This is a genomic window from Psychrobacter urativorans (assembly GCF_904846695.1).
Lineage (GTDB): Bacteria > Pseudomonadota > Gammaproteobacteria > Pseudomonadales > Moraxellaceae > Psychrobacter > Psychrobacter urativorans.
The window spans coordinates 1-15434 of the sequence record NZ_CAJHBR010000001.1; the positions used below are offsets into that span (position 1 = coordinate 1).

The window sequence follows — 15434 nt, forward strand, 5'->3', positions numbered from 1 at the left end:
CAAAGGTCATGCCATTTGCTAAGCTTTTAAGAACTTGTTTGCGATAGTCTAGTGAATAAGTCATGATAATTAAGTATATCTGTTGAGATGTTTTATCTTATAACACTTTTGTATTTGATACACTATAACACTTTTAAAAATTATTGTAGGTTAAATCTACCAGCCTTGAAGATCAAAACCTTTTATATCGGCTAAATGTCCGGTCTTTAGATAGATCGTGACACCATTGCCAGCAGCAGTGATGGTTGAGAGTTCAGCTACTGGTAAGCGCAGCCAACTGCCTGGTTGATAAGTCTGACCATCCTCGATCAACTCGCCCTCTAACACTAATAATTCTGCACCTGCTACTATCTCACTGGTGAATAGCAGTTGATTTGCATCCAGCTTTTGCAAGCTCACTTGTTCACTATTATCTGAGAACAAAGGACAGACTTGACCACTATCTTGCTGCTGCCAGTTTGCTGGATCCTGAGTATTGATGGCCACAGGCTGATCTTCAGCTGTAGACATCTGCCAGAGTTTGACAAAAATAACCGCACCTTCACGACTATAAGGCCTATGACCTGAGGTTGGTGGATTGCGCAGATACCAGCCAGCTGGATAATCGGTATCATCAGCAGAAAAAGTGCCAGATAGCACCAAAATCTCCTCGCCGCCAGGATGTAAATGATGGGGAAAATAAGAATTGGGGGCATAGCGCACAATACTAGTAGCACGGGCTTTTTCGGCACCCACGCGGTCAAGCATAACGCGTTCAACGCCATTCTGTGGGGAATCAATCCAGCGGTAGTCTTCAAAGGCTAACGCTGCACGTTGTAAAAAATCGGCATTAATAAGCATAAGGTTGTTCCCAAAATAAGGTGGAAAGTGACGAATTAGCGTTAGGGCAATTGCCAGCTCTGTGATTTTATAAGTAGAAGCTAGATACTTTTAAGCTAGATGCTATCTCAAAATCAGCGTCTAAAAATAGTAGCTGACGAAAAGGTATAAATACTGTGCTCGAATGGTCAACTTATCCTAAATTATCTACTGATTTACTTGTACTGACAAATCAGATAATATTTATGGCTCTAAAAGAAAATGTTTATCGCTATGACTAATCTTGTTCATTTAAATGCCTTGCGTGCTTTAGAAGCTAGTGCACGTCATCAAAGCTTCTCTGCCGCTGCTGAGGAATTAAAAGTCACACCTGCTGCGGTGGGTCAGCTGGTACGTACTTTAGAGCAATGGGTAGGGGCACCGTTGTTTTATAGGAAAACTAGTGGCAAAGCTCGATTGATAGCTACTGAAAATACTAAATTAGCTCTACCTGATATTAGGGCAGGCTTAGATAACTTAGGGTTGGGGCTAGACAAGTTGCAGGCTGGATCAGATAGCGGGGTACTTACCGTAACTGTAAGTCCAGCCTTTGCTGCTAAATGGTTATTGCCACGTATCGATAGTTTTCAGAGCAGCTGGCCAGATATCGATATGCGTTTAGATATTAGCGCTAAATCAGCTGATTTTGCCCTGCAAGCTGTTGATATAGGAGTGCGCTACGGAGCAGGGGATTGGTCAGGATTGATAAGCGAGAAGTTAATGATAGAAGATGTGTATCCTGTCTGTTCCCCACAACTATTAAAGCAGACTGGCGGGGTAGATTTAACGCAACAAACGCTCATTCATGACTTATCTATGACTGATTATAGTGGCTTGCCTTCATGGGATGAGTGGCTTAAAAAAGCAGCTTTAACAGCAGTAGGCTTAACGGAGATAGATACCTCTCGTGGTATGCAAATTAATAATTCTGCGGCAGTGCTGCAAGCCGTTATTAATGGACATGGGGTAGCGCTGGCTCGTAGTGTTATGGCCCGTGATGATTTGGCGGCTGGCCGCTTAGTTCGACTATTCCCTGAGATTGAGTTTGTCTCTTCACTTGCTTATTACGTGGTCTATCGTCCTGAAAGCGCTAGCATAGTCAAGCTACAAGCATTTCGTGATTGGTTGTTTACGCAGGCTTCAACAGATGATAGCTTTGAAATAAATAAGAATGTCGATAATGCTGGTGGCATTGAGCAAGTGATAAAAAATATTTAACAGAATTAAAAAGCAGTTACATCAGTGTATGAGGAAGTTCTGATAGGTTAAATAATAGACTGCTTTGCTTTGTTGAAGGGGATGCTCTTTTAATTGTGTACTGTTGCCTGACGATTAAAAAATAGCTCTGATTTGTAGGGTTAGCTAATGCAAATTTCACTTAACTGACTAGCTTAGCAACTTACCATTAGTCTTACCGTTCATCTATCCGACCAAGGGTAATTGATTGATTACCTAAAAATCAATATGATGTAGGTCATTCAATAGTTATTGAATAACCTGAGGAGTAGTTTATAAAGATCGAAGGGTTTGTAGTTCAAGCAATAGCGACATGCTTATTAATCATTGCATTAACAGCTGCCATCATAATTAGATTAAATTTGTATCATTTTTCGGTTATATAGCAAAAATAAATAGACAGATCAAAGCCTTAGTAGGGCTTTTTTTTATGCCTAAAATTAACTTCAGCGGCTGAGTGAATAGATGATCGGTCAGCGGTAGATTATCATGAAGCTAAGCTTTTGCTGGTAATTGGCCCCGCTAAAGAAACTAATAGCTAGTTAGCCAATGACTTTGGTGGCTACTTAGATAGATAGATAGTTATTTTCCTCAGCAATACTACAGCAGTCATGAACGTTATAAATAACTATTATCGCAGCTGACTTCTGTGCGGTTTACTTATTACAGAATTTAAACGATGATAGCTATAGAGGGAGAATGGTCTATTGCAACGACATCTAGTTTTTTGCGTGCAGTGCTTACTCGCTCAGTGGTTAGCTCAATGCTTGGCCTCAGTCATTAGCTCGGTTTATTAGCCATAATATAAGAGTAAACTCTATGAAGAAACCAATTATGATTTTGGCTATTGTGTTTTTAGGCCAGAGCACTATTGTCAATGCCACAACTGACTGGAGCCCGTATTTAAAACCAATGCTGTTAGGATGTGGTTATCCTGATCCAACGGATAAGTTACCGACCCATTATAAAGCATCGATTATAAATAAGAAGATAAAAGGCAATGAAAACAATGAGTTTGAAGAAATACTAACTACTTATACCTTAAAAAATGCCACTACGTTTGGCTACCCTTTGGCAGAAGTTGAATATCTACAAGGACAAGAGTGGAGTCATTTAAAGTTATATTTTAAAGATAGTAAATTTACAGCGTTACGTCGGCAATTTAAATTACCAGAACTTAATAAAGATCCAGATTTAATCGCCAAAGTTATTAGCAATAACCTTGAGGGTTACGAAGTGGATGATGGTGTAGGCAGTTTAGTATTAAAACTTGATAGGGCAGAGAAAAGCATCAGTTGTTTTTGGGGGCACTAACTATTTATGAGCAAAGGTACGTTAGCTATTAGCTCTGTCACAGTGATTTATGGCATTCAGTAGCTACTATCCGTAATACTAGCTAGCCGTGCAATACGAATTGGCAAAATAGCATTTTATCCGACAAAAAATTATAAAAACTCTTGTGTTATATTCATGATACGTCCATCTACCGTGCGCTGTATTTTTTCTTCAATTTGACTACATAACGACTCAATCTTGTTTTTAGAAGTTGCTACTATCACTAAGGTGCATTCACTAGCCTCGTGCTTATCAAGTTCACCGCTCTCACAAATTGCCACTGCTGGATTACGTCCAAAGCGCTCATGTAGGCCACCCATACGTTGGCGTTTTTCTTTTAAAGAGCCACACCCCGGTAAAGAAAAACTTATAGTCAAAATACCGATATGCATATTAGTCTCCTCGATATAGTAGGGCTGCACTTACTATCTGCTGGTTGAAAGTCTGCTACCTCAGTCGATAGCTTTAGTTTAAAAGTAACTATAAAAGTATTAGCCTATACACAAACTGGTTATTTAGCAGCAGAAATTATATAGGCGCTATTGTATACACCATAGTTTCAAGGTAATTCTCTATTAAATTTTTTACTCTATCAAGCTCGTTATGCTTGTTGACTATATAAGAGGCCTAAATTACCAGTAGCAGGGCTTGATAAGTTATCCTTTCTTATTCTATTTTCTGATTTCAATACTTTTCTTTAAGCTATCTTTTAGTAAGTAATCGAATATAAATGGACCAAAAGGCAATAACGATCCGAGTACGCCTGCAGGCACAGCCCAAACTGGCATTTTAATTTTGCTAGCGACTAATAGCAGTATTAACAGATAGGCTATGAATAATATACCATGGGTCATACCAGTATATTTGACCGCTTCGGGAATGCCCATCATATATTTTAACGGCATGGCGATGCCGAGTAATAATAAGTAAGAACTGCCTTCTAAATAGCCCATGATAGTGAGTCTTTTCAATGCGGTATCTTGTTGTTTTGTGAGAGGGGGTAGGGGTTGAATAGTTGGCTGAGCCTCTATCACTTTATGTTCCTTTTGCGACTAGTAAGTTTAATGAGATCTTAACCATTATACTGATTTTTGCCAACGTAGATTACCGCTGTGATGGTAGTCACTTGCACTCAGCAGCGAACTATTACTCATTTTGCTAGCAGTATCAATAAATGATCATATAACCAATTCGCCCTACTGCTAAATAGCCAAACCCTAGAGAATAAAAAATCCAATGCCAAACGTTTAGTTCAAACGTCTAACATTGGATTAGTAGCATGATAAGTGAGCTAAATAACTCTATAATTATTTATCTAATTTATCAATCATACCTTGGTATTTTTCTTTTTTGCTAGCAATTTTTTCGCGTTGCTCTTCGGCAGTAGCTACTAAATTTTTAGCAACTTCTAAGCTCTTATCAAAAGCTGCTAGTTCAAAATCAACAGCGTCTAGCAGTTTGCCAAGAGTCATAGCAGCTGCTTTTTCAGTAACATCATGGGTTATGTCAGCAGCTTCAGACTTAAAGTCGTCTTTTAGCTTAGAGGCCCATTGATAGATACCCGCCATAGTTATACCAGATTTATCATCTTCAGAAGACTTGTCTTTTTTACTAGCTTTGTCTTTTTTATCAGATTTATCAGACTTTTCTTCTTTGCTAGATTTGTCATCTTTTTTAGACTTACTGTCCTTCTCAGACTTATCGTCTTTTTCTTCTTTACTAGGTTTCTCAGAACTAGTCTTCTCAGAATTATCGTCTTTTTTATCAAATTTTTCAGAATCTGTGTTAACTTCGTAGTCTTTATCAGCATTATAATCTTCAAAATTACCGTCTTCATAGACCACAGTGTCGTCTTTTACCACTTCTACAGCCGTTACAGCATCGTTGTTAATCGATTTCTTTTCGTTTTTGGCATTATTGTTATTAGAATCATTGTTTGACATTACGGCTTCCCTTTACTTAAGTTTTGGTTAACAGACATTTAATCTCAGTCTTGCTTGAGGTTAATATTAGGCTAGGGCCATTTATTAAGCAATAGGTAGATATAAATGTACTGCTTAAGCTCTACAGAAGAATACATTGTAGTGCTCGTCCCGCTACAAACAGCCCGCAAATGTTATCTAGCGTTAATGACAAGTAAACTATTAGCAAAATATTTTAGCCATTAACTACAGAAAAAGTAGCCTATAGCTGCTCCCGCCATTGTAACCATAACCTAGTATCTAACTCGAACTGATGATATGCAGGTTCCATATGACAACATAATTGATAAAAAGATTTATCATGATCTTTTTCTTTAAAATGTGCTAACTCATGTACCACAATCATCCGCAAAAACTCAGGCGGCGCTTCTTTAAATAGACTCGCAACCGTAATGCTATTATGTGCTTTGAGCTTATTACCTTGTACTCGTGATTGAAAAGTATGGATGCCAAGTGCCTGATTAAGCACTGCCAGCTTACTGTTATACGTCACTTGGGTGAGCGAGCTGGTTTTACGCATATACTGATTTTTTATCTGATTAATATACTGATATAAAGCCTTATCACTTTGTACTTGATGCTTAGTAGGGTAGTTTTTATCGATATAATCACCTAGCTTGCCTTGGCTGATTAACTCAGCTGCTTGGCTTTGAATATGCTCTGGATAATGAGCGATATACTTTAGAGTACTGGCTTGAGTCACGGAGTTTATCCTTGGTTCTTTTCTAATAGGGCTAGGGTTTCTATCTTATTTAATAATAACCGCTAATAGCTATTAATGACTACTAATAACTATTAATGACCGCTAATAACTATTAATGATCACTAATAACTATGCTTGGTTCACTGACTGGTTATAAGCTGCTAAAGCCTTATAGTGGCAAGGTTTAAATCTTAAACTTTACAGTGCCACTAGTACCAGTAGCCATCGCATCACGTGCTAGCTGATCCTCAAGGTGATTTTTAGCGCTGATAGCGTCAGGATCGGGACGATGTTCTGTATGACCACACTTAGTACATTCAATATACTCATCAAGGCTAGGCTCGGTGATATTTACTTGTACTACGGCATCTAAGGCTTGGCATTTAGGACAGCTGACGCCGGCCAAAAACCGACGTTTAGGCTGAGTAGATTGATAGCGCATTTAGCTGGCCTCGCTATTGCTTTTAGCTTCGCTATCAACGTTAGCAGCTTTGATATCTTGAAAGCCGCTATGACGTAGTAACGCCTCAATGTTGGCACTGCGCCCACGGAAGTTCTCAAAGTTGGTTTTAGCAGGTAAGCTACCACCGACTGACAGCACGGTATCACGGAAGGCTTTACCAGTATTAGCATTAAAGATGCCTTCTTCTTCAAACTTACTAAAAGCATCGGCTGATAGTAGCTCGGCCCATTTATAAGAGTAATAGCCTGCTGCATAGCCCCCAGCGAAGATGTGACTAAAGCCATTAGCAAAACGGTTATATTCAGGAGTTTCCATAATAGCAATATCGTTACGTACGGTATCTAAGGTCGCTAAAATACCAGCATAATCAAGCGCTGGTGACTGCGCATGAATCATTAAATCGAACAATGAAAATTCAATTTGACGCAAAGTTTGCATGCCACTTTGGAAGTTCTTAGCCGCTAGTAGCGCATCGAGCTTATCTTTAGGTAACGGCTCGCCAGTCTCAACATGGCTACTAATCAAGGCAATACCTTCAGCATCCCACGCCCAGTTCTCCATAAACTGACTAGGTAATTCAACAGCGTCCCACTCAACCCCATTGACACCAGCGACATCTGCAACGCTTACTTGAGTTAACAGATGGTGCAGACCATGACCAAACTCATGGAACAAAGTTAACACTTCATCATGGGTCAATAAACTAGGCTTGCCTGCTAGCGCTGGGGTAAAGTTACCGACCATAAAGCATACTGGTAACTGCTGATAACCGGTTTCATCATGACGATAGCGTGCCTGAAAGCCACTCATCCAAGCGCCACCACGTTTGCCAGTGCGTGCAAATAAGTCAAAGTAAAAACCACCAATTAAGCTATCGTCAGTATCGAATAACTGATAAAAGCTCACATCCTCGTGCCAAAGTGAAGCGTAGGCATTAGTAGCTGTCTCTTTATCCTGCTTCTGCTCCACTGGTTGCTGTTTTACCGTTATACCATATAACCGCTCGACGATAGCAAATAGACCGTCGACGACTTTTGGTAGTGGGAAGTAAGGACGAATTTCTTCTTGCGACAAGCTAAACTGGTTTTGCTTAACTTTTTCAGCGATATAAGCACTGTCCCAAGGTTGTAATTTAGCGATGCCATACTGTTGGGCACAAGCTTGCAATTGCGCTAAATCTTGCTTGGCGGTCGGTGTTGCTTGTGCCGCTAGATCGCGTAAGAAGCGCTCAACTTCTGGCACATCTTCCGCCATCTTAGTCGATAACGACACTTCAGAATAATTATTAAAGCCTAATAGCTTGGCTTTTTGCTCACGCAATTGCAGGATTTCGCTCATGATATCAGCGTTATTGAACGACTTACCTTCAGTACCTTTACCAGCAGTCTGGCTGTCAAATTCAGAGGCGCGAGTCACATAAGCGTGATACAAGGTTTCGCGTAGCTCACGGTCATCCGCGTGCGTCATCACCGCAATATACAAGGGAATATTTAGGCTAGCCACATAATAAGGGCTAGGTAGCGCATCGATTTCAGCTTGGCTCAAAGTGCCTTTTGATAACGCTTGCGCTTTATATTGCTCACCATTATCAGCTAATAGCGCCAAACCGCTCTCAGTCAGACCTGCTAGCTGTTCTGGTTGTAGTGGCTGCGCAAACGCTTGAGTGGCATCTAAAATATTATCTGAAAAAGTTGCTGATAGGGTAGAGAGTTCGCTTTGGATAGCCGCAAACTTATCTTGCTGGGCTTTAGGTAACGCCACCCCAGATAGCTCAAAACTGTGGATAGCAAGCTCGATAGCCCGAGCTCTTGCAGGCTCAAGCTGTGCAACAAACGCCTCATCAGCGACGATAGCTTTATAACAGTTAAACAGTGCTTGATGTTGGCCAACACGAGTACCGTAGGCTGATAAAGTAGGCAACAGCTCATGATGAATATGGCGAATCTCATCGTTACTCATCACCCCGTTAAGATGCGAGAGTACACCCCAACTACGCTCCAAACCCAAATTGATATGATCAAAGGCTATGACATCTTGCAGCGCTTGCTCAGCACTTATAGAGGTAGACTCTTTGTCTTGGCGTGCTGTTAGATTGTCCAAAAAACCATTGGCTTGATCTATTGCTTGAATAACTTGTGTTTTTAAGGTGTCTGGCGCTGTTTGTAAAAAGTCAACGAGGTGTAGATTAGGATCTAAAGTTGGCATAAGTATTTCCAGTAGGTAAAAATTTAATAAGTGAATATCTAATAGGTAACGCTAAATCAGATTTATTATAGTTTTAACAATTTGTTCAACTCAAAGCGGTCCTATAGCTAGACCATACTTTCAGGGTTTGACTAATTCATACTAGTTACCTAAAAGATGGGTATGGCCGAGTGAAAATACAAGCTAACAGCAAAGGTATACAGTGACAGTAGCTTGTATGAGCTACTATTTTAAATGACTCACTTACAAAGCGTTATCATTTGCTTGCAAACTAACCCTATAGCCGAGATGCCTAAGTTGGTAGGCTAATAGAGATGATGTAGTGATTTATAAAATAACAACATTGTTCGATTAATTTTGTTCTACTGAAGTTAGTTGTACTGAGTAGTATTGAAGAAGTAATATCGGATGAGTAGCATTAGATAATTAGTATCGAGCTAATCTAGTATCGAGACAAGTTAGTATCGAGATAAGTCATAATCACTACAATAATCGTTAGTTTTACTGTTCAACCTCAAAAATCAATGATAATAAAACAAGGAGTGTCCTTTATGAAAGCAACTCTCAAAAGTTTACGTGAGACTAAAGCTGACCCAGCCGTTAGTATCTTTGTTAAAACTCATCGTGAGCATCCTGCTAATGACCAAGATCCTATTGCTCTGAAAAATCAATTAAAAGTAGCCGAAGAGCGTCTGATTAAAGAGTACGATAAGCGTACGGCAACTACTATTCTTGATAACATCCATGCTAAGACTAAAGAGCTAAATCATAATTATAACTTAGACACTTTAGCTATTTTTGCTAGTATTGATGATGTGCAAATCGTTCGTATGCCTTTAGATACTACCGAGCGTGTGGTTATTTCTTATCGCTTTGCTACTCGTGACTTAGTGCGTGATATGGCCAGTGCTGTACATTACTATATTGTAGTATTGACCCGTGATGGTGCGCGTCTGATCGAAGCTTCTAATGACCGTGTGGTTGCAGAGTTCGACAAAGATAACGATAAGCAAAATAATATGGAAAGTATTCCTTTTCCTATCGATAATAACGGCTTATATACTACAGGTGATGGCGGCTCTGACCGCTCATCTAATAACGAAAGTAGCTATCTAAAAGAGTTCTTTAACCAAGTAGATAAGAGTGTGCAAGAGCTGTGGGGCGAGCATAAAATGCCTCTAGTAATCGTTGGCGATATTCGTAACATCGGCTACTATAAAGATGTTTGTGATCGTCCAGAGAACATCATTGCAACGGTATCTAACGTTACAGAGTTAGAAGAAGGCAGTGCGCAGCATATCGTTGATAGCGTACAAGAAGCAGTAGAGAAGTATCGTACGTCATTACATGAAGCTGCACTAGGCGAGATTGATAAAGCTCGTGGTGCCAATATGCTACGTACAGACTTACAAGATGTCTATCGTGCCGCTTTCCAAGGTGCAGGTGAGACTCTGTATGTGCGTCGTGGTTATATCCAATCTGCTAAGATTGATGAGACAGCACAAACACTAACCCTAGTGGATGATGCTGCTGAGGGCGTTACTGATGATGCAGTTGGTGAGATCATCGAACACGTAATACATAATGGTGGTAAAGCGGTATTTATGCCACAAGATATTATGAGTGCCGATCAACCTATTGCTCTAGTAACTCGCTACTAGTACGGTATGATGACTACTGATAAAAGTACTGATAAGAAGTATAGATAAAAAGTACGGATAGATTGGTATTAGTAGATATAAAGTAGAGCATTGGTTCGTTACGGATCAATGCTCTTTTACCTTTGCCCCAGCCATTTATATGGGCAACTTAGGACCAGATAATGATTATTCCCAATAACGCTCTAGGTCATAAACTCAAAAGTGCCCAAGCTTTTACCTCGCTATTGCTACGTGGTGGACGTGGAGTCATGGGCACACCAAAACCTATGCAGCCAGAGCAAGCACTAGTATTATATGAGTATGAGGCTTGTCCTTATTCACGTCGGGTACGAGAAGTGATGACTTTGCTTAATTTAGACTTCGAGAGTCGCCCAAGTCCCCATAAAGGCCAGCTTTATCGTGATGAGTTAAAAGAGCTGGCGGGAAAAGCGCAAGTCCCTTTTTTGCTTGATCAGAACTTTGCTGATGAGCACGAAAATAATAAGATATTAGACTCGCAAGCTATTATCGATCATCTATTTGCTAACTATTCTAAAAAAGGCTCTACACCCGCTAAATATCAGCGTCAAACCAAAAGAGATAATGCATCCTTAGCCAATAAGGCAGCTAGCCTGGCCTCGATGATGCGTGGTGCCATCGCTGACCATCCTAAAAAAAACCATGCTCGTGGTAAGCCGGAGCAATTACTGCATCTATACGGTTTTGAGGCCAGTCCTTTTTGTCGCTTAGTACGCGAAAAACTTAGCGAGCTGGAATTGGGTTATATCAATCATAACGTTGCTCGTGAGCGTCTACAGGATATTGGTGCTTTTGGTTTTCATCTCACCCTAAATGAGTATCAGCCTATCAAAGGCGGCAAGAGAGATCGTCTTATGAATGAGCAGATTAAGGACAAGCTCCTGTTCCCCTATCTGGTAGACCCTAATACAGATACTAAGATGTACGAGTCGCAAGATATTATTGATTATTTAGATACACATTATGCTTGATACGATTCTAGTAGGGTGGCTCTAAAAAGCTTATATAATAATTCTCGCTAGCCTCTGTTATTGGGTTAAGCTGTTATGATTTGATTCTATAACTTTAGTCGGCATGATTCTAATCATCACTATCTATTTTGTCCGACCCCTTATTTTATGACTATAAGCCTATGACTAATACTAAATCCTTTGTTCTAACTAGCTATAACATCCACAAAGGCATGTCACCATTAAACCGCCAAGTCAAAATGCAAGGTATTGCGCAAGCATTAGAAACGGTCGGCGCAGATATCTTATGCCTGCAAGAAGTGCAAGGACAGAATTTAAAACGTAACATGCAATATAACGAATATCCAGATCAGTCGCAACATGAGTGGTTTGGAGAGTTTTTACAGTTGCAAAATAGCTATGGTAAAAATTCAGAGTATGAGAACGGTCATCATGGCAATGCGGTACTGAGCCGCTTTCCTCTTGATCCTAAACACAATGTCAATATCAGCGTCAATAAGCTTGAACAGCGCGGAGTATTGCATTGTGAAGTTCAGCCGATAGGATGGGAGAGACCAGTAGTAGTATTGTGCGCACACCTTAATTTATTTGAGCATGATCGAGTCAAACAGTACCAAGCTATTACTGATTACGTGCGTCATGAAATTAGTGATGATCAGCCCTTGATCTTAGCAGGGGATTTTAATGACTGGAAAAAAATGTCTTGTGATAAGTTGGCTAATAGCTTGGGGCTGACAGAAGCTTTTAAACACCATCATGGCAAGCTATTACCGACTTTTCCAGCCAAGTTGCCAGTACTGAGTTTAGATCGTATTTATGTGCGCAATTTGATAGTCAAAAATGCTTGGGTGCATACTGGAAAACCTTGGTCTACTTTGTCAGATCATTTGCCGATAAGCGCTGAGCTAGCCTTATTGTAGATAGCTCATGTGCTGGCAAGCTATTACCACACTGAAGTTTTTATAACGAAGCTTTTCCATAATGGCCAAATAATGCCATTTTACATAGTGATTAATAACTATAAGGATGACTATTTATGTCTGCCACTACTAACAATCTACCTAATCAGCAACAGGCCGTGCTTATTACCGAGTTTGGTGCCCCTGAGGTCATGAAGTATCAAGATGATGTGGCCATTCCAGAGTTGATGCCTGAGCAGGTATTAATAAAAGTGGCCTACGCCGGAATCAATCCTGTTGATTATAAAACCCGTCAGGGTAAAGGCTGGGGCGCTGATAGTATACGTAAAGAGAAATTCGACAAAAATCAACCAGCAGGATTAGGGTTCGATGTCTCTGGTACTGTGGTCAGGAGTAATAGTGATCAGTTTGCCGTTGGTGCTAGGGTAGCCGCGCTTAACTTTGGCGGTGCTTGTTATGCTCAGTACGTGGCCGTTGATGCAAAGTTGTTAGCTATTGTCCCCGAAGCAGTAAGCTTAGAGCAAGCTGGAGCGCTACCTTGCGTGGGTCAGACAGCATTACAATTTGTCGAGTTTGCCGGTATCAAAGCGGGGGAGCAAGTAGTGATGAATGCGCCAGCAGGGGGCGTTGGTCAATTAGTGATTCAGCTATTGATGGTCAAAGCTGCTAAAGATGATATTAAAGTTACCGTTATTTGCTCGCCAGAAAAGTATGATCAGCTCGATCAGTTAATCAATAAGGATAAGCTGGCAGGTTGGATTGACTACACTCAAGACCAAGCCTTTCCAAAGTTGCAAGCGGATGTGCTATTAGACTTGGTTGGTGATGAGGCGGGCGTAAGGGCACTAGAGACTCTTAAGTCCGATGGTCGAGTTTATGTGCTGCCCTCAATCTGGGTTGATAAACTCAAAGCAGCTGGTAGTGATGAGTTGACTATAGAGGGTTATACGGTCAAACCTAACGGGAACGATATGGCAAAAGTGTTAGCTCAAGTCGCTGACGGCACTCTTAAGTTGCATATCCAACACAGTTATCCTTTGTCAGAAGTGGTTACCGCTCATACTGAACTACAAAAAGGCAATGCTTTTGGCAAAATAGTATTAGCGGTTTGATTATATTTTTTACAGTATTAGCAGTGACAATAGTCTAGCTGATACTGTAGCTAATACTCTAGCTAGTAGTCTAGCTGGCAGGATGGTTTTATGATTAAGCTCGCTTCTTTTAATTTGCTATTATTTTAAGAGTAGCGCTTAAAAAACAGTCTCTGTCAGTGTTCTGCTGGTTGGTCCAACAGTCTTTAAATTAAAGATAAGATAAAACGCAAAATAGAGCTATGCTTGAAGTTGCGTTTTTTTATGGCTAAAATTTTTGTATAGTAGTATTTTTGAATTAGTAAGGCCGCTAAATATTTATCATACGTCGAAAAGTTAAGCTAATACGGCCTTCATTGACAGTCGTCGTCTTGGCTATACTATGCTTCCAATATTGTTGAGTGACACCAGCCATGACTATTAACTGTCCTGAGTTTAGATAGATATCCACTTTATTGGACTTAGGATTGTCTCTAGCTGTCTTATGTCTAAATAGCATTTTACGAGTAGCGCCTAGAGATAAGGCGGCGATTAGTGGTTGCTCACCTAGCTCCTTTTCATCGTCAGCATGGTAGCCCATACCCTCAGAACCTGAAGGATAATAATTCAGCAAGCAAGCGTTAAAATATGAGTGCTGTTTATTACTAGCTTGTCCATCAGTGTTACTCACAGTACCCAACAAAGTACGAATACTATCCTCAATAATTTGTTTCACGTGAAACACGATAGGATGCCAGTCATGAGCGTTATGAGTGTGTCCAGCATAACGATAGCTTAAGCCTTGATCGCCCATCCATACTATTTGACGCTTAGTTATATGAGTTTTACCGAACAAAGTCACTATGTCAGATTGCCAAGGTAGAGTCGCTAATAGCTGCTGATATAATTGTTTATCGCTAGCTGCTACGGTGTCTAAGGCTAGAGTACCCAAGTCATAGAGCTGACCATCAAAGGGCAGTAAATTATCAGTAGCCTCATTGCCAAATAAGTCATTCATAGCGCGGGCTCACAGTTAGATTTTGGCGTTACTTTGATCTAGAGTCTAGTCTAAATTAAGAGACTAGCCTTAATCATTAGTGCCATTAGCCAAAGTAAAGATAGTGTCCGCGCATAATTTTGGTGCTTCAATTGGCAGTAGATGGCCGTAATCTGTCAAAGATACTAAGCGCTCAGTCGGCACAAACTTACACCAGTTATTGCGCACTTTATCGCTAATGAATAAAGTAGGTTTGCCAGTGATTAAGGTATAAGGTAAGTTAAGCCTATTTAAGCTCTTTAGCGCCTTATCGATATAGGGAGTGCCGAAATAGTTAGCCATCTCTTGCTCAGGGCTAAACATTAAAGTATAACTGCCGTCCTGTTGTTGAGTGAGACTGTTCTGAGCGAATATCTGCAAGTGCTCATCACTAATACGGCGATAGGCACGCAGCTTGCGTAGATGGGCATAAAAGTCTGCTACCGTTGACCAGTGGGCTTGTTTAGCAGACGTGCTTTTGAAAGGTTCACGGTTTAGTTTTAGCGAGCGTGGTAGTAAGTTATAAAGCAAGGTTTGGGTTTTAGTGAAAGTCACCGGCTCTATCAAATACAACTGTGAAAACAAATCAGGACGCTTGGCAGCAGCAATAGCGGTAGCAGTAGCCCCTTGTGAATGGCCGATAGCCACGATAGGAGCTTTTTGCGTGCGCTCTAAAAACTCAATCAGCATGTCGGCATCTTGCTCACGAGTTAGGCATTTAGCAGTTGGCTTATCATACCAGTAGCCACGCATAGCAAGCGAAGATAGATCAAATTTTCTTGCAAGGTTAGTTAGTAGTGGGCTATAGACACCTACCGTAAAGCCATTGCCCCCATAAAAATGCGCTGGCTGGCGAGTATCAGCTACTACCGACTTATCAAGCGGCTCTAGTTGATAGTAGCGTGCTTGTTTACCCTTAATCTCGATGCTTTTTTCTAAGGCTTGCATACAGCGACTCATCCTAGTATTTTTCAAA

At 40.6% G+C, this 15434-nt stretch carries 15 protein-coding genes; 6 read left to right on the forward strand and 9 right to left on the reverse strand.

Going from position 1 to position 15434, the window contains the following annotated elements; all coding sequences use genetic code 11:
• Positions 1 to 156: 156 nt before the first annotated feature.
• On the reverse strand, positions 157 to 840 hold the full coding sequence (locus JMY09_RS00005; RefSeq protein WP_201621547.1) for a cupin domain-containing protein: 684 nt from the start codon (positions 838 to 840) through the stop codon (positions 157 to 159).
• 252 nt (positions 841 to 1092) lie between these two features.
• On the opposite strand from JMY09_RS00005, the gene JMY09_RS00010 reads away from it, so the two are divergent.
• Both JMY09_RS00010 and JMY09_RS00015 read left to right on the forward strand, forming a co-directional pair.
• The gene (locus JMY09_RS00010; protein ID WP_201621548.1) at positions 1093 to 2076 is read left to right on the forward strand and encodes a LysR substrate-binding domain-containing protein; all 984 of its coding nucleotides are present in this window, start codon (positions 1093 to 1095) and stop codon (positions 2074 to 2076) included.
• A gap of 837 nt (positions 2077 to 2913) precedes the next feature.
• Positions 2914 to 3408, forward strand: coding sequence for a hypothetical protein (locus JMY09_RS00015; protein WP_201621549.1), 495 nt, complete (start codon positions 2914 to 2916; stop codon positions 3406 to 3408).
• Positions 3409 to 3539: 131 nt separating this feature from the next.
• Here the strand turns inward: JMY09_RS00015 and JMY09_RS00020 are convergent, their stop codons facing one another.
• From JMY09_RS00020 to JMY09_RS00045, 6 genes are all read right to left on the reverse strand, one after another.
• Positions 3540 to 3821 carry a DUF503 domain-containing protein gene (locus JMY09_RS00020; RefSeq protein ID WP_201621550.1) on the reverse strand — a complete coding sequence of 94 codons (282 nt, stop codon included), beginning with the start codon at positions 3819 to 3821 and terminating at the stop codon, positions 3540 to 3542.
• Between the two features lie 279 nt (positions 3822 to 4100).
• Complete coding sequence (locus tag JMY09_RS00025; RefSeq protein WP_379606665.1) at positions 4101 to 4460, reverse strand: DUF3817 domain-containing protein; 360 nt, start codon at positions 4458 to 4460, stop codon at positions 4101 to 4103.
• A 276-nt stretch (positions 4461 to 4736) separates the two neighbouring features.
• The gene (locus JMY09_RS00030) at positions 4737 to 5372 is read right to left on the reverse strand and encodes a hypothetical protein (RefSeq protein WP_201621552.1); all 636 of its coding nucleotides are present in this window, start codon (positions 5370 to 5372) and stop codon (positions 4737 to 4739) included.
• A 241-nt stretch (positions 5373 to 5613) separates the two neighbouring features.
• Positions 5614 to 6114 (reverse strand): M48 metallopeptidase family protein, encoded by a 501-nt coding sequence (locus JMY09_RS00035; RefSeq protein WP_201621553.1) that lies wholly within the window; start codon positions 6112 to 6114, stop codon positions 5614 to 5616.
• A 184-nt stretch (positions 6115 to 6298) separates the two neighbouring features.
• Positions 6299 to 6556, reverse strand: coding sequence for a YheV family putative metal-binding protein (locus JMY09_RS00040; RefSeq protein ID WP_201621554.1), 258 nt, complete (start codon positions 6554 to 6556; stop codon positions 6299 to 6301).
• Positions 6557 to 8782, reverse strand: coding sequence for a M3 family metallopeptidase (locus JMY09_RS00045; RefSeq protein WP_201621555.1), 2226 nt, complete (start codon positions 8780 to 8782; stop codon positions 6557 to 6559).
• Positions 8783 to 9333: 551 nt separating this feature from the next.
• On the opposite strand from JMY09_RS00045, the gene JMY09_RS00050 reads away from it, so the two are divergent.
• From JMY09_RS00050 to JMY09_RS00065, 4 genes are all read left to right on the forward strand, one after another.
• Complete coding sequence (locus JMY09_RS00050) at positions 9334 to 10443, forward strand: AOC03_06830 family ribosome hibernation factor (protein ID WP_201621556.1); 1110 nt, start codon at positions 9334 to 9336, stop codon at positions 10441 to 10443.
• Between the two features lie 161 nt (positions 10444 to 10604).
• Positions 10605 to 11432: a glutathione S-transferase N-terminal domain-containing protein gene (locus tag JMY09_RS00055; RefSeq protein ID WP_201621557.1), complete on the forward strand. Its 828-nt coding sequence runs from the start codon at positions 10605 to 10607 to the stop codon at positions 11430 to 11432.
• 161 nt (positions 11433 to 11593) lie between these two features.
• The gene (locus JMY09_RS00060; RefSeq protein WP_201621558.1) at positions 11594 to 12352 is read left to right on the forward strand and encodes an endonuclease/exonuclease/phosphatase family protein; all 759 of its coding nucleotides are present in this window, start codon (positions 11594 to 11596) and stop codon (positions 12350 to 12352) included.
• Positions 12353 to 12468: 116 nt separating this feature from the next.
• Positions 12469 to 13464 (forward strand): NADP-dependent oxidoreductase, encoded by a 996-nt coding sequence (locus JMY09_RS00065; protein ID WP_201621559.1) that lies wholly within the window; start codon positions 12469 to 12471, stop codon positions 13462 to 13464.
• A gap of 289 nt (positions 13465 to 13753) precedes the next feature.
• On the opposite strand, the gene JMY09_RS00070 is transcribed toward JMY09_RS00065, so the two are convergent.
• Positions 13754 to 14440 (reverse strand): alpha-ketoglutarate-dependent dioxygenase AlkB family protein, encoded by a 687-nt coding sequence (locus JMY09_RS00070; RefSeq protein WP_201621560.1) that lies wholly within the window; start codon positions 14438 to 14440, stop codon positions 13754 to 13756.
• Between the two features lie 69 nt (positions 14441 to 14509).
• The gene (locus tag JMY09_RS00075) at positions 14510 to 15406 is read right to left on the reverse strand and encodes an alpha/beta fold hydrolase (RefSeq protein WP_201621561.1); all 897 of its coding nucleotides are present in this window, start codon (positions 15404 to 15406) and stop codon (positions 14510 to 14512) included.
• Positions 15407 to 15434 lie beyond the last annotated feature (28 nt).

Excerpts from the sequence above, each read along its gene's own strand:
- JMY09_RS00065 (WP_201621559.1), top strand. The coding sequence starts at position 12,469 with ATGTCTGCCACTACTAACAATCTACCTAATCAGCAACAGGCCGTGCTT.
- JMY09_RS00030 (WP_201621552.1), bottom strand. The coding sequence starts at position 5,372 with ATGTCAAACAATGATTCTAATAACAATAATGCCAAAAACGAAAAGAAA.
- JMY09_RS00040 (WP_201621554.1), bottom strand. The coding sequence starts at position 6,556 with ATGCGCTATCAATCTACTCAGCCTAAACGTCGGTTTTTGGCCGGCGTC.
- JMY09_RS00060 (WP_201621558.1), top strand. The coding sequence starts at position 11,594 with ATGACTAATACTAAATCCTTTGTTCTAACTAGCTATAACATCCACAAA.
- JMY09_RS00055 (WP_201621557.1), top strand. The coding sequence starts at position 10,605 with ATGATTATTCCCAATAACGCTCTAGGTCATAAACTCAAAAGTGCCCAA.
- JMY09_RS00015 (WP_201621549.1), top strand. The coding sequence starts at position 2,914 with ATGAAGAAACCAATTATGATTTTGGCTATTGTGTTTTTAGGCCAGAGC.
- JMY09_RS00050 (WP_201621556.1), top strand. The coding sequence starts at position 9,334 with ATGAAAGCAACTCTCAAAAGTTTACGTGAGACTAAAGCTGACCCAGCC.
- JMY09_RS00005 (WP_201621547.1), bottom strand. The coding sequence starts at position 840 with ATGCTTATTAATGCCGATTTTTTACAACGTGCAGCGTTAGCCTTTGAA.
- JMY09_RS00010 (WP_201621548.1), top strand. The coding sequence starts at position 1,093 with ATGACTAATCTTGTTCATTTAAATGCCTTGCGTGCTTTAGAAGCTAGT.
- JMY09_RS00045 (WP_201621555.1), bottom strand. The coding sequence starts at position 8,782 with ATGCCAACTTTAGATCCTAATCTACACCTCGTTGACTTTTTACAAACA.
- JMY09_RS00020 (WP_201621550.1), bottom strand. The coding sequence starts at position 3,821 with ATGCATATCGGTATTTTGACTATAAGTTTTTCTTTACCGGGGTGTGGC.
- JMY09_RS00075 (WP_201621561.1), bottom strand. The coding sequence starts at position 15,406 with ATGCAAGCCTTAGAAAAAAGCATCGAGATTAAGGGTAAACAAGCACGC.
- JMY09_RS00070 (WP_201621560.1), bottom strand. The coding sequence starts at position 14,440 with ATGAATGACTTATTTGGCAATGAGGCTACTGATAATTTACTGCCCTTT.